This is a genomic window from Silvimonas amylolytica (genome assembly GCF_014645555.1).
Classification (GTDB): Bacteria; Pseudomonadota; Gammaproteobacteria; order Burkholderiales; family Chitinibacteraceae; genus Silvimonas; species Silvimonas amylolytica.
The window spans coordinates 255,538-270,120 of record NZ_BMLY01000006.1 but is presented as its reverse complement, the minus strand read 5'-3'; the positions used below and the strand labels follow the sequence as shown (position 1 = coordinate 270,120).

Annotated in this window: 11 protein-coding genes; 5 read left to right on the top strand and 6 right to left on the bottom strand. The window is 57.8% G+C overall.

All coding sequences use genetic code 11. From position 1 onward, the window contains the following. Positions 1 to 7: 7 nt before the first annotated feature. The 4 genes from IEX44_RS17035 to IEX44_RS17020 form a co-directional block, all read right to left on the bottom strand. Positions 8 to 1,756 (bottom strand): glycoside hydrolase family 18 protein, encoded by a 1,749-nt coding sequence (locus IEX44_RS17035; RefSeq protein ID WP_188696779.1) that lies wholly within the window; start codon positions 1,754 to 1,756, stop codon positions 8 to 10. 290 nt (positions 1,757 to 2,046) lie between these two features. After that, complete coding sequence (gene tadA / locus IEX44_RS17030; protein ID WP_188696776.1) at positions 2,047 to 2,586, bottom strand: tRNA adenosine(34) deaminase TadA; 540 nt, start codon at positions 2,584 to 2,586, stop codon at positions 2,047 to 2,049. Continuing rightward, positions 2,579 to 4,237 (bottom strand): DNA repair protein RecN, encoded by a 1,659-nt coding sequence (gene recN, locus IEX44_RS17025; RefSeq protein WP_188696773.1) that lies wholly within the window; start codon positions 4,235 to 4,237, stop codon positions 2,579 to 2,581. Before recN ends, tadA begins: the two co-directional genes overlap by 8 nt. Before the next feature lie 17 nt (positions 4,238 to 4,254). Then, positions 4,255 to 5,133, bottom strand: a complete 879-nt coding sequence (locus tag IEX44_RS17020) for an NAD kinase (protein WP_184098405.1) — start codon at positions 5,131 to 5,133, stop codon at positions 4,255 to 4,257. A gap of 129 nt (positions 5,134 to 5,262) precedes the next feature. Between IEX44_RS17020 and hrcA the strand changes: the two genes are divergently transcribed. From hrcA to mltB, 3 genes are all read left to right on the top strand, one after another. After that, positions 5,263 to 6,273 (top strand): heat-inducible transcriptional repressor HrcA, encoded by a 1,011-nt coding sequence (hrcA, locus tag IEX44_RS17015; RefSeq protein WP_188696768.1) that lies wholly within the window; start codon positions 5,263 to 5,265, stop codon positions 6,271 to 6,273. After that, positions 6,270 to 6,806: a GNAT family N-acetyltransferase gene (locus tag IEX44_RS17010; RefSeq protein ID WP_188696765.1), complete on the top strand. Its 537-nt coding sequence runs from the start codon at positions 6,270 to 6,272 to the stop codon at positions 6,804 to 6,806. The genes hrcA and IEX44_RS17010 overlap by 4 nt, the downstream gene beginning before the upstream one ends. Positions 6,807 to 6,880: 74 nt before the next feature. Next, a complete protein-coding gene (gene mltB / locus IEX44_RS17005) occupies positions 6,881 to 7,972 on the top strand; it encodes a lytic murein transglycosylase B (RefSeq protein ID WP_188696761.1) in 1,092 nt (363 codons plus the stop codon). Between the two features lie 88 nt (positions 7,973 to 8,060). Here mltB and rlmB read toward each other — a convergent pair whose 3' ends face one another. After that, complete coding sequence (rlmB, locus tag IEX44_RS17000; RefSeq protein WP_188696918.1) at positions 8,061 to 8,807, bottom strand: 23S rRNA (guanosine(2251)-2'-O)-methyltransferase RlmB; 747 nt, start codon at positions 8,805 to 8,807, stop codon at positions 8,061 to 8,063. A 140-nt stretch (positions 8,808 to 8,947) separates the two neighbouring features. Between rlmB and mfd the strand changes: the two genes are divergently transcribed. Further along, complete coding sequence (mfd, locus tag IEX44_RS16995; protein WP_188696758.1) at positions 8,948 to 12,352, top strand: transcription-repair coupling factor; 3,405 nt, start codon at positions 8,948 to 8,950, stop codon at positions 12,350 to 12,352. Positions 12,353 to 12,430: 78 nt separating this feature from the next. On the opposite strand, the gene IEX44_RS16990 is transcribed toward mfd, so the two are convergent. Then, entirely contained in the window at positions 12,431 to 13,378 is a 948-nt protein-coding gene (locus IEX44_RS16990) for a histone deacetylase family protein (RefSeq protein WP_229679250.1), read from the bottom strand. 285 nt (positions 13,379 to 13,663) lie between these two features. On the opposite strand from IEX44_RS16990, the gene IEX44_RS16985 reads away from it, so the two are divergent. After that, entirely contained in the window at positions 13,664 to 14,575 is a 912-nt protein-coding gene (locus IEX44_RS16985) for an AAA family ATPase (protein WP_188696735.1), read from the top strand. The last annotated feature ends 8 nt before the right edge of the window (positions 14,576 to 14,583 follow it).

The window sequence follows — 14,583 nt, the reverse complement described above, 5'->3', positions numbered from 1 at the left end:
GCGCGGGTTACTTGATCAGGCCGTTATAGATGGTGCTGGCCAGTTCGCCATCCGGCGTGTCCTGAGAGGCTTCCCAAGCCATCATACCGCCCAGTTTCATCTTTTTCACGTAGTCGATCTTGTCTTTGATGACTTGCGGGTCGTCATACACCCAGACTTCGCCCTCCGACACTTTGACAATAGAGCGCGTCTTGTCGTCGCGGAACACATCGCCCTGCCTGGCCTTGATTTCGGCGTAACTTGCGGTGCCTTCATCCGTCGAGCCCTTGGCTTTGGCTTTCACACCCTGGTGAATGCCATGTGCATCCATGCTGACCGGCACCCAACCATAGCCGTAGAACGGGACACCCAATACCAGCTTGCCTGGCAGCACGCCCTTGTCGATGTAATCCTTGACGGCCATATCAATCGAGAGCCGATCCTTCGGGCCGGCAAACAGGTTGGACTGATACCCGGTCTGACTATCCCACGGGCCGGCAAAGTCATAGGTCATCAAGTTGATCCAGTTCACCGATTTCTGGATCTTCTCGCTCTCGATATTGCCGTACACATTGGCCGCCGCACTCGCTGCCACAGTCAGCAGATAACCCGGTTTGGCCTCATCAAGTTGCTTGCGGAATTCATCCAGTAACGCTGTGTAGTTCTTTGGATCTTCATCACGAACGATATTGCCTTCGTTACCCGCAGTGCCCGGGAACTCCCAGTCAATGTCGATGCCATCAAACACCCCTGCCGCAAGGCCGGCCTTGCCATCGATATTGCCCTTGATAAAGGTATCCACGCACGACTTTACAAACGCTTCACGGTTCTTGGGCAGCGCGGCATCAGAGAAATATCTGGACCATGTCCAGCCGCCCAGCGAGATCACGACCTTCAGGTTGGGATGCTTTTGCTTGAGCTGTTTGATCTGGTTCCAGTTCCCAAACAGACCATTACTGCCAGCATCCGGCTTGCCATCCAGCGTATTGGCGGCATCAATCGGCAGTTTGTAATCCTGATCCGGGTATCCCACAACGCACTTGTTATCGACCACATTGGCAAAGGCGTAATTGATCACCGTGAGCTGTCTGGCAAGGCCGGATGATTCCACGTTCTTGATGAAATAAGGCGGTGTGCGACCAGCGGCCCATGCCGGGTAATACGCTACAAACTGCGGTTTGGCCGGGGCTGGCACGCCACCGATCACCGCAGCCGCTGCAGCGACTGGCTTGGCATCGCCACCACCAGCATCATCTTTTTCTGTCAGCTTGAAGTTGGCAAAGAGCGAATCACCCGGATTACCCGAGCCATTGACCCAGTGTTCCAGTGCCAGGTGAAACGCGAACTTGCTCTTGAAATCAATGCTGTAGCTGTTCCATTGATTGTTGTCTTTGAGCACTTCGGCACCGCCGCCCAGCTTGGCCGCACCGGCCAGCCAGTTATCACGACCGGGAAAATCAGCCGTATAGCCCACCACACCGCCGCAACTGGAACTACATGTGCCCAGATAATCGAACGTCAGCGTGTATTTCTTGCCTTCGGCAAACTGGGTTTTGGAAAAGAGATCCCCCCCAAAAACCTTCTTGGTGAACTTGAGCGCCTTGGCGCCGGGGCGTAGCGGATCATCCACGATCACGCCATGCATGGGCACGGAGCCATCTCCGTTCTGACCTACCCATTGCGAGAGGTCACCTTTGAAATCTTCCTGGAACACCACTTTATCGGCGTGCGCAAGCGCAGCGGCCGCCATCAGCGGCAGCAACAATAGCTGTCTCATTCTTCATCCTCATTCGGGTATTTTTTTGCCTGATTGCGATGCAATCGGCGGCCCGTCTTTTGCTGCGCAACTGCTGCGGCCCTTAACGGCACACCGTGTTCGCAATCTTTTATTTACGACTGCGATTGATCGGCAGTCATGCTTGCGACTCTAACATGCATGCCGCCCGCAAGATGCGGACGTCATGTACGACGCGCAATTTCGGCAACATGAACGATGGGATATGTCAGCGCCTGTGAACCAGCGGCGTCGGGGGCGTGCTTCGCGCGTGATCCATCCGGGAAGAGATGCTATTGAGACGCTGCGCGTGCGTCCCGTTCGGCTTTCTGCTGCCGCCGGCGTTCAGCAAAGAACGCCTTGAGTTGGGCCGCAGCTTCTTGCGCCAGCAAGCCGCCCAATACTTCGGTGTGGTGATTCAGACGATGATCCATGAACGGGTTAATCACACTCCCCGCGCAGCCGGTTTTAGGATCATTGGTCGCAAACACGACCCGCGCCAGGCGGGCGTGCATCATGACGCCAGAACACATCAGGCATGGCTCCAGGGTCACGTATAACTCGCAGCCCGGGAGGCGATAGTTGCCCAGTGCCTCTGCAGCAGCGCGCAGCGCCAGCATTTCGGCATGGGCGGACGGATCGTGCCGCGTAATAGGCTGGTTGTGACCAGCGCCAATGATCTGGCCTTTATGGACCACTACCGCACCGACCGGCACTTCGCCCAGGGCTTCGGCTTTGGCTGCCTCCGCCAGTGCCGCATGCATAAAGGCGGTTTGCGCCTCGGTCCATTCGTGAATGATGGCCGGGGGTGTCAGTTCTACGGGGTCAAGCATGGCCTAGCAACTCGGCCGCGTGCCGGCGCGTGGTTTCCGTGATATCAACGCCGCCCAGCATGCGGGCAATTTCTTCAATGCGCCCAGCCTCATCCAGGGCGGCAACGTGGCTGACAATGCCTGCGTTGCCTTTGTCCTTGCTGACCTGGAAGTGTTGCTGACCGCAGGCCGCAACCTGGGGCAAATGGGTAATGCACAACACCTGATGGGCCTTGCCCAGATCCGCCAGCATGCGTCCGACAATTTCAGCTACACGTCCACCAATACCAACGTCCACTTCATCGAACACCAGTGTGGGCACGCCGGACAAACCGCTTGAGATCACCTGAATAGCCAGGCTGATGCGCGAGAGTTCGCCACCCGAGACAATCTTGCCCATGGGTCGCGCTTCGGCCTCGCCATGGGCAATCTGGAAGTCGACATCTTCCTGGCCATGGCCACCCGCAGGAACCGCCGTGAGCGCGACGGTGAATGTACTTTCTGCCAGCGCCAGCGGCTTCATCTGCGCCGTCACGGCTTTGGCAAATGGTGCGGCATGTTTTTGCCTCAACGCAGAGAGTTGAGCCGCAGTTTTTTCATAGGCAGCACGCGCTGTAGCCACGGCTTTTTGCAGGCGGGCAATGCCTTCGCCACCGCCCAGGTTTTCAAGTTGGGCGTTCCAGTCTTGCAAGGCTTGCGGCAGGCGATCTGGGGGTTCAATGCGATATTTGCGGGCAGTACGCCAGATGGCATCCAGCCGCACTTCCACTTCCTGGAGGCGTTGAGGGTCCAGCTCCAGGTGATCGGCGTAACGGCGCAGTTCACTCACCGCTTCAGACAGTTGCGCCTCAACCCCGGCTAGTAAATCCAGAGAGGGGGTCAGCAATTCGTCATAGCTTGCGAGTTCTTGTAGTTGGCGCGTGGCGCTGCCCAGCCAGCCCTGGCAGTTTTCGTCCCCGTCAGTCAGCGCGGTCAGCGCGGCTTGCACGCCATCAATCAAACTGGCGGCGTGTTGCAGGCGACGATGCTCACCCTGCAGTTCTTCCCACTCGTGCTCGCCCAGCGCCAGCTCGGCGACTTCATTGATCTGCCACTGCAGCCGTTCGCGTTCGGCTTCAAAGGCAGCCGCATTGCGGCTGGCGGCGGCGAATTCTTCCTCCGCACGCTGCCAGTCTCGCCAGTGACTGCCAACCGTCGCGGCGATATCACCAGCACTTGCAAAGGCATCAAACACGGCGCGTTGGGTTTCCGGGCGCAGCAGCAATTGATGCGCGTGCTGGCCATGAATGTCTACCAGCATTTCGCCGAGGGTTTTCAGTTGCGCCAGCGTGGCAGCCGTGCCATTGATAAACGCTTTACTCTTGCCCTGACTATCGAGCGTGCGGCGCAGATTGACGACATCAGCATCGTCGCCTGTCAGTTCTGCCTCTGCCAGCCATGCCCGTGCGGCGGCGAGCTTGCTGATGTCAAATTCGACCGCCAGTTCAGCCTTGTCGGTACCGTGGCGCACCATGCCCGCATCGGCGCGATCGCCCAGCAGCAGACCCAGTGCGTCGATCACAATCGACTTGCCTGCGCCGGTTTCACCGGTGAACACGGAAAGCCCGGACGCAAACTCCAGCGCCAGCTTGTCGACAATCACGAAATTCTTGAGGTTCAGAGAGAGCAGCATGGTCAGTCTGATTGAGCCTAGAGGAGCTTTTCGCCCCAGTGCAGTTTGTCGCGCAACATGTCGTAATAGTTGTACCCGACCGGATGCAAGATACGCAGCGTGTTGCGGTGGCGGCGGATGATCACCCGGTCTTTCTCACGCAGTTCGCAGTCAGACTGGTTATCAAAGTACACGCGCGCGTCAGAGTTACGGGTCAGTAAAAATTCGACTTCGCTGGTATCGTTGATCACGATCGGGCGGTTCGAGAGAGACTGCGGGCAGATCGGCACCAGCGTAATGGCCGGCAAGCTGGGGTGCAGGATCGGGCCACCCGAAGCCAGCGCGTAAGCGGTAGAGCCCGTCGGTGTAGACACAATCAAACCATCCGAGCGCTGGCTGTACACAAACTGGCGATCAATGAAGATTTCAAACTCGATCATGGCCCCGGTAGAGCCACGGCTGAATACGACGTCGTTGAACGCCAGCGCATTGACCGTGTCTTTGCTGCCATCTCGCTTGACGGTGGTTTCCAGCAAAATCCGCTCTTCCGGCACAAACGCCCCGGCCAGCATGCCGCTGATGGTGCGCTCCATGTCCTTGAGCGGGATATCGGTCATGAAACCCAGACGGCCCTGGTTCACACCAATGACCGGAATCCGGTATGGCGCCACCAGGCGGGCCACGCCCAGCATGGTACCGTCGCCGCCCAGTACAATCACCAGATCAGCCAGCTTGCCGATGGCCAGACGATCTACCACCGGGATGTCTTCAATGCCATGCTCAGCCGCCACCTCGGCCTCGATCAGCACGCGTGCCCCGAGTTCTTGCAAAGTACCTGCAAGCTGGCGCAGCGGCCCGCCCAGCGTAGGGGTATTGAAACGGCCGACCAGCACAATGGTTTTAAATAGACTCTGCATGGCTTGATCCAGACAAATACGGCTGCATTTAACCACAAGGGGCGGCACTTGGCACTTCAAGCGTCTCCCGCTACCAACAACGTACCGCAAGACTTTAACCCGAAACCTAAACCACATTAGAATCGGATCATGCTCAGTGATCGCGCCCAAATCCTTCTGAAAACGCTGGTCGAACGCTATATCGCCGATGGACAACCCGTCGGCTCGCGGGCGCTATCGCAGTATTCCGGGCTGGACATCAGTTCGGCCACCATCCGCAATGTGATGGTCGATCTGGAACAACTGGGTTTTGTGGCCAGCCCGCACACTTCGGCCGGTCGTGTACCTACGGCGTTGGGTTATCGTTTCTTTGTAGACGGCCTGATGTCGGTGCAGTCGCTCGAAAATATCGGTCTGACACCGGGCTCGCTACCGCTGGATAGTCCGCAGCGCACCATTACCGCAGCTTCCAACCTGTTGTCGCAACTGACGCACTTCGCCGGTGTGGTGGTATCGCCGCGTCGGCAGGATACAGTGCTCAGGCAAATCGAGTTTCTGCCGCTGTCTGACAAACGCGTATTACTGATTCTGGTCACCGATGACGGCGATGTGCAGAACCGTATCATCCAGACACAGACAGCCTTCCCCACAGCAGATCTGATCGAAGCGGCCAATTTCCTGAATGCCAATTGCGCTGGCAAGACCTGGCGAGAGTTGCGCATTTTTGTCGAGACAGAGGTTCGCTCAGTCAAAGGTCAGCTGGCAGAGCTATTGAACAGTGCCGTACTGTTTGGCCAGAGCGCACTGGATCACACCGCGGAAGATCTGGTGATTTCTGGCGAACGCAATCTGCTGGAAAGCGACGATCTGGCCAACAATATGGGCCGGTTGCGCCAATTGTTTGAGTTGTTTGAACGCAAAACTGCCCTGTTGCAATTGATGGAACTCGGCAACCGCGCTGACGGCGTACAGATTTTTATCGGTGGCGAGTCTGGTCTTGCGCCGCTGGATGAATGCTCGATCATTACAGCGCCGTATCGGGCCAATGGCCAGATCATCGGCACGCTCGGCGTCATCGGGCCTACACGTATGGCGTACGAACGGATTATTCCCATTGTTGATGTCACCGCCAAACTGCTCTCCAGTGCGCTATCCCAATGACGCTTGCAGACACACTCACTGACACCATCACTATCCGCCCGGCCACCCCGGACGACGCCCAGACACTGGCCGCCCTGGCCATCACGGTGTGGCTCAATACCTATGCCATTGTCGGCATCCGCCCCGCGTTGGCCAATTACGTATTCAGCACGTATACACAAGATCATTTTGAGCGCTTGATGCACGACGCCCGTTACGCCCTCCTGGTGGCGTGTCAGGGAGAACACCTGGTGGGCTATGCCGCGCTGGATTTCGATGCTGCTCAGCCCGCAGTACCGCATACCGACATTGAACTGCACACGCTCTACGTCTTGCCGCGCTTTACGGGTCAGGGCATAGGCAAGTCTCTGCTCAATGCCTGCGAGACACGGGCAACCGAACGTGCTGGCCATTGCGCGCTCTGGTTATCGGTCAATAGTCAGAATCACGCTGCACTGGCTTTTTACAACAGCCGGCAGTTCGAGCAATATGGCACCTTGTTTTTTGAACTCGATTCGGTAAGGTACGAAAACCGGATTCTGGCATCGGCCTGAATCCAGCCGTGATCTTGCCGTTGCCAGACTGCCTTCTGACACTGGCTCCCGCCCTGTCCTGACCCGGATTACCCATGCTCGTAAAGCTTCGCGCCGCGCTGTGTAGCGCCGCACTTGCCGCCCTTTTTGTTCCTGCCCTCAGTCATGCCGACGATGCCTTGCTGCAGCGGCCAGAGGTCCAGGCGTATATCGACACGCTGGTGAACACCCAGAATTTTGACCGCGACAATCTGACCACCCTGTTTGGCCAGGTCGTGACCAAGCCCAGCATCATTACCGTGCTGGACCGCCCTTCTACCAGCCGGCCCTGGTATCAGTTTCGCGGTAACTTCGTGAATAACCAGCGCATCGTAGGTGGCGCGCGCTTCATGCGTCGCAATGCCGACACACTGAATGCCGTAAGCGACAAATACGGCGTTCCACCCGAAGTCATTACGTCCATCCTTGGCGTAGAAACGCTCTATGGCCGTAATACCGGGACATTCCGCGTGATGGATGCCCTGACCACGATCGCGTTTGATTACCCGCGCCGTGCAGACTATTTCAAGGATCAACTCACGCAGTTCTTGCTGCTGGCACGTGAGGAAAACGAAAACCCGCTGACTTTTATGGGTTCCTACGCTGGCGCCATGGGTATGCCGCAATTCATGCCGTCCAGCTTTAGACAGTACGCCGTTGATTGGGATGGCAATCACCATCGCGATATCTGGGGCTCCGCCAATGATGCCATCGCCAGCGTGGCCAATTTCCTGGCCGCTCACGGCTGGCAACGCAACGGTGACACATATGTCCCGGTGAACGTGACTGGCGCTGAAGAAGACCTGCTGGCAGACAAGTTCAATCTCCACTACACCGTGGCCGAGTTGATGCAAAAAGGCGTACAGCCCCTCGACGAGACTGACCCCAACCAGCAAGCCGTGTTGTTCAGCCTGGAAACCGAACCAGGTTCCACCAGTTACTACATGGGCTTTAACAATTTCTACGTCGTGACGCGCTACAACCGCAGCACACTCTACGCCACTGCGGTATTGCAACTGGCCCAGGCCATCAAAGGTGCGTACGACAGTGGGCTTGATCTGCAAGATACGTCAGACACACCCACCCCAACGCCCAAGCCGACCAAACAAAAGCCGGTCAAGCCCAAGAGTGATGGCCGCTGGAAGTAATACGCCAGCGCCAACAACAAAAAAAGGACGGGGAAACCGTCCTTTTTTATTGTGCTTGAATGCCGGATTCAGCGATTCAGCAGGCGGTTTACTTTGCCGCCATCACTCGCTGACGACGCGTCTCGGCCAGCACAATACCGCTTGCCACAGAGACATTCAGGCTTTCCACTGAGCCGAACATCGGGATCGAGACCAGTACATCACAATGTTCGCGCGTCAGCCGGCGCATGCCGTCGCCTTCGTTACCCATCACCCACGCCAATGGGCCTGTGTGATTGAAGTGGTGCAGATCGGTATCCGCCTCACCTGCCGTACCGGCAATCCAGATTTCACGCTCTTGAAGTTCACGCAACGTACGCGCCAGGTTGGTGACCATCACGTACGGGATCACCTCTGCAGCACCGCATGCCACCTTGGATACCGTCGCAGTCAGACCCACAGACTTGTCTTTGGGTGCAATCACAGCGTGTACGCCCATGGCATCTGCCACCCGCAGGCACGCACCCAGGTTATGCGGATCAGTGATGCCATCAAGAATCAACAGGAACGGTGGCTCATCAAGATCGTCCAGTACATCATCTACCGTGATGTACGACTTGCCCGCGTCGATCAGCGCGGCCACGCCCTGATGGCGCCCCCCGTTGGTCAAGCCATCCAGCCGTTTGGCATCAACCAGATGCACTTTGCAGCCCTGACCTTCGGCCAGACGAGCCAGGTCTTTGGAGCGCTGATCCATGCGGCCCGCGTTCAGGTACAGCTCCAGCACGCTATCCGGGAAGCGCTTCAGGCGCGAAGTAACGGCATGAAAACCGTGTATGACTTTGTGATCCATGATGACCTGGCGAAAACTTGGCGAACGCATGAGTTTACAGCATTGGCCCGCAGGCGTCCGGCAGGCTGCCATCGCACATGCCTCGCCCCACGTTGCGCTCATACGTATAATGGCGTCTTTGCCGCCCGCCAAGTACCCGCCCCGTGTCCGCTCCCGCTCTTCCCCGCGCAGGCGACCGCCTGCAACTTGCCCTTCCGCCCGGTTCTGCCGACAGCCTTTTGCTGGCGCGCTACGCAGACCGCGCCCGTCCATTGGTGGTGCTGACTGACGCCGCCCATGAAGCGACGCGCCTGAAAGAAGAACTGGCCTGGCTCTTGCCTGAAAAAAACGTGGTCATGCTGCCGGATTGGGAAACGCTGCCCTACGATCATTTCTCGCCACACCAGGATTTGATCTCTGAACGGCTGGCAACGCTGTGGATGATCCGTGAGGGCAAGGCAGACGTGGTCATTGTGCCGGTACAAACCGCCATGGGGCGACTGGCGCCGGTAGAGTACCTGGCCGGGCACACATTCTTTATCAAGAAGGGTCAGAAGTTCGACGCTGAAAAAATGCGTGCCGATCTGGCCTTTGCAGGCTACAGCCACGTCACGCAGGTCTATAGCCCTGGTGAGTTTTCGATTCGTGGCGGGTTGATTGACCTCTACCCGATGGGTTCGCCCCTGCCGTATCGCATCGACTTGTTTGATGACGAGATCGAAACCATCCGCACTTTCGATGTCGATACACAGCGCAGTTTGTACCCGGTGCCCGAAGTACGCTTGCTGCCAGCACGTGAGTTTCCGATTGACGACGGCGGCCGCACGCGTTTTCGCCAGCGGTTTCGCGAGGTGTTCGAGGGCGATCCGTCCAAGTCACGTCTGTACAAGGATATTTCCAGCGGCGCCACCCCTGCGGGCATCGAATACTATCTGCCGCTGTTCTTTGAACACACGGCCACCCTGTTTGACTATCTGCCGACCAGCGCGCTCCTGGTGCTGCGTGGCAATCTGCATGAGGCCGCCCAACGTTTCTGGGCGGATACGCAAGACCGGTATCGCAATCTGTCTGGCGAGAAAGATCGCCCCATTCTGAAACCGGGTGACTTGTACCTGATCCCCGACACCTTTTTCGGCACCTGCAAGAACTGGCCACGACTGGAGTTCAGCGGCGCCGTTGAAGAAAACATTGCAGAGTCACTGCCCGCGCTGGATGTCGATCGCCGCGCAGACAACCCGCTGGCCAAGCTGACCTCGTTCCTGGATAGCTTCAAGGGCCGTGTACTGATCTGCGCCGAGAGTCTGGGTCGTCGTGAGACCATGGCGCAGTACTTTGCCGAATACGGCCTCAAACCTGCACAAGCAGAGAGCTGGCAAGGCTTTATCGATGGCAAGGAGCGCGTGACGCTCGCGCCGGCGGCCTTGTATCGCGGTTTTGTATTGCCACAAGAAAAGCTGGCGGTCATTACCGAAGGCAACCTGTACGCTTCAGTGGCACAGGCTCGCGGCAAGAAACAACAAAAGCGCAGCAACACCGACACCATGCTGCGCGATCTGTCCGAACTGAAAATCGGCGACCCGGTGGTCCACGAAGCCCATGGCATTGGCTTGTACCAGGGTTTGATCTCAATGGATCTGGGTGAAGGTGAAACCGAACTGTTGCTGATTGAATACGCGGGCAGCGACAAGCTCTACGTGCCTGTCTCTCAACTGCATGTGATCAGCCGCTATTCTGGCGGCTCCCCCGATGCTGCGCCGCTGCACAAGCTGGGCTCCGGCGCCTGGGACAAAGCCAAACGCCGGGCGGCGGAACAAGTGCGTGACACCGCTGCTGAACTCCTTAACCTTTACGCCCGCCGCGCCGCCCGTGAAGGGCACGCGTTTGACTGGTCATACAAGGATTACGAAGCCTTTGCCGAAGGGTTTGGCTTTGACGAAACCGCTGACCAGGAAGCGGCCATTGAAGCGGTGCTGATCGATATGCGCCTTGGTCGGCCAATGGACCGCCTGGTGTGCGGCGACGTGGGCTTTGGCAAGACCGAAGTCGCACTGCGCGCCGCCTTTGCTGCGGTTGCGGGCGGCAAACAGGTGGCAGTGCTGGTACCCACCACGCTTTTGGCCGAGCAGCATTTCCAGACTTTCTCAGACCGCTTTGCAGACTGGCCGGTGAAGATTGTTGAACTGTCCCGCTTCCGGTCAACCAAGGAAGTCGCCGCAGCCATGAAAGGCCTGGCTGATGGTCAAGTGGATATTGTCATCGGCACCCACAAACTGGTGCAGCCCGATGTCGTGTTCTCTCGACTGGGCCTCGTGATCATCGATGAGGAACACCGCTTTGGTGTGCGCCAGAAAGAACAACTCAAGGCACTGCGCGCCAACGTGGACGTGCTGACTCTGACCGCAACCCCCATCCCGCGTACTTTGGCGATGAGTCTTGAAGGCTTGCGTGACTTCTCTGTCATTGCCACTGCGCCCTCACGCCGTCTTGCGGTCAAAACCTTTGTCGCCAAGTTCAGTGAAGGCGTAATTCGTGAAGCGGTGCTACGCGAACTCAAGCGTGGCGGCCAAGTGTTTTTCCTGCACAACGAAGTCGAAACCATCGAGAACATGCAGCAAAAACTGGCCGCGCTGCTACCAGAAGCCCGCATCGGGGTCGCTCATGGCCAGATGCGTGAGCGCGATCTGGAACACGTCATGCGTGATTTCTACGCACAGCGTTTCAACGTGCTGCTGTGTACGACCATCATCGAAACCGGCATCGACATTCCCAATGCCAACACCATCATCATGAATCGCGCCGACAAGTTCGGTCTGGCGCAATTGCACCAGATGCGTGGCCGCGTAGGCCGTAGCCATCACCAGGCCTATGCTTATCTGCTGGTGCCCGACATGGAAGGCATGACACCGTCGGCCAAAAAACGGCTGGAAGCGATCCAGATGATGGAAGAACTCGGCTCAGGTTTCTTCCTGGCCATGCATGATCTGGAAATCCGCGGCGCAGGCGAAGTACTTGGAGACTCTCAATCCGGTGAGATGCAAGAGATCGGTTTCTCGCTTTACTCGCAAATGCTCAACGAAGCGGTCAAGGCACTCAAGAAAGGCGTCGAGCCTGATTTGTCCCAACCGCTGGGGGTCACCACCGAGATCAATCTGCACGCACCCGCGCTGTTGCCCAACGACTATTGCCCGGATGTGCACGAGCGCCTGAGCCTTTACAAGCGACTGGCCAACTGCGAAACCACCGATGAGCTGGATGATCTGCTGCAAGAGTTGATCGACCGTTTTGGCCTGTTGCCCGACGCCGCCAAGGTGCTGCTGGACTGCCATAAACTGCGCATGCTGGCCAAACCGATCGGCATTACCAAGATCGACGCGGCCGATAGCGCCATTGTGATCAGCTTTGCCAAGAACACCCAGGTTGATCCCATGAAGATCATCACGCTGATCCAGAGCAAGAAAAACTATCGCCTGGCTGGTCAGGACCGGTTGAGGCTGGAAGGCAACTGGCCAGAAGCGCCGCTGCGCGCAGTGCGAGTGAAAGAGTTGCTGGCAGAACTGGTCAAGCCATAAGACGGCAAGCGCAGCTTGTTCAGACAAAAAACCCGGCGTGAGGCCGGGTTTTTTGTTGTCGTCTGGCGGGCTCACGGCTCACAAGCCCGCCAACTCCTTGACATGTACAGCCACGCTGCGCGCCAGAGAAGACAGGTCATAACCACCCTCCAGCATCGAGACCACGCGCCCGTGCGCATATTCATCGGCTATTTTGACAATCTCTTGCGTTACCCAGGCATAGTCGGACTCGACCAACCCCATGGAAGACATGTCGTCCTCCCGGTGGGCATCAAAACCAGCGGAAACCACAATCAACTGTGGCTTGAACTCATGGAGTACGGGCAACCAGTGTTCGCTGACCATGGCACGAAAATCCGGCCCGGTGGTCGCACGCGGCTTGGGGGTGTTCTTCATGTTCTCGCCACGCGGTACATCACCGCAGTACGGGAAGAACGGGTGCTGGAACCAGCCCGTCATCAATACCCGCGGGTCCTGGCAGAAGATGTCTTCGGTACCATTGCCGTGATGCACGTCAAAATCAACCACTGCAACGCGCTCAACGCCGTATTCGGCCATCGCATGTGCTGCGGCGACGGCGACGTTGTTGAACAGGCAAAAACCCATGGCCCTGGCGTGTTCAGCATGGTGACCAGGCGGGCGTATTGCACAAAAAGCATTGCGAATCTGTCCGCGCATCATCATGTCTACCGCGCTAATACCGGCGCCGGCAGCGTGATAGGCCGCCCGCAGGCTAAAAGAGTTGATCGCGGTATCCGGGTCCAGATGCACATAACCATGCAGGGGCGACATCAGCGCCAGTTTGTCGAGGTATTCCCGATCATGCACGCGCGCCAGTTGCTCATAGCTGGCGGGTTCGGACTCAACATGCATGAGCGTATCCCACAAACCTGCGGCCATCAGCCGATCCTGAATGGCAGCAAGGCGCTCGGGGCACTCGGGATGGCCCTTGCCCATTTCGTGCATCGCGCATGCGCTGGCGCTGATATACGCGGTCACATCGTTTCTGGTAGCTGCTAAAGACAAACGCCAGACTCCTGTCCGTTACCGGATGCCGGGACTGCATGCAGAATCGCAAAATGGCGCGCTGGTCTAGTCATTCTGTGGCGCCGCTTGTCCCCGGAGTTTACGCGTTCGCAACACGCTCAGGCAAAGCGCTGTGCGTTGCCATAAACTGCACTCGCCGTTCTATATAAGTTAAATACAAGCTGATGCTACTGGCATATGGCGATCATCGACCCCATCTAGCCAACACCACACCGTTCCAGCGGTAAAGCCCACCATGCAACCCGCCCTGCGCAGAGAACACTGATGCTGCAACCCTTTCTTGCAACGCTGAAACAACTCAATACGCTGATTCTGGGCAAAGAAACCCAAGTGCGGCTGGCGCTGGCTTGTCTGCTTGCGCGCGGCCATTTGCTGTTTGAAGACGTCCCCGGTGTTGGCAAAACCACGCTGGCACATGCTTTGGCTGCGACGCTGGGTTTGCAGTTTCAGCGAGTCCAGTTCACCAGTGACTTGTTGCCGGCTGACCTTCTGGGTGTCTCGGTCTATGCCCGTGAAAGCGAGAGTTTTCGTTTTCACCGCGGGCCGGTATTCAGCCAGTTATTGCTGGCGGATGAAATCAACCGTGCACCACCCAAGACCCAATCTGCCTTGCTGGAAGCCATGGAAGAAGGCCAGGTCAGTGCCGATGGCAAAACCTGGAAGCTGCCCGAGCCGTTTTTTGTGATCGCTACGCAAAACCCGCAAAACCAGATTGGCACGTTTGCGCTGCCTGAATCACAGCTCGACCGTTTTCTGATGCGGCTAGAACTCGGCTACCCCAGCGTCGCGGCAGAACGTGCCTTGCTGGCCGGGGAAGATCGCCGCACCCTGCTCGCCCAGTTACAACCCACGGTACTGCCAGATCAACTGCTTGCGGCACAGGCCGCCGTGGCCAGCGTTCGCATTGCGCCGGCTTTGCTGGATTACGTCCAGGCGCTGGCAGCGGCAACCCGCACCAGCGAACGCCTGAGCTATGGCCTGTCGCCCCGTGCGTTGCTTGATCTGGTGTCCGCCACGCGCGCCTGGGCCTGGCTGGATGGTCGGGATTTCGCCATTCCGGAAGACGTGCAGGCGGTCTTCCCTGCTGTCGCTGGCCATCGTTTGCAAGCGCGCTTGCAGGGTCAAGCCGATGCACACACCGCGCGCGAATTGCTCGCGTCCGTGGCGATTCCCTGAGCACACAA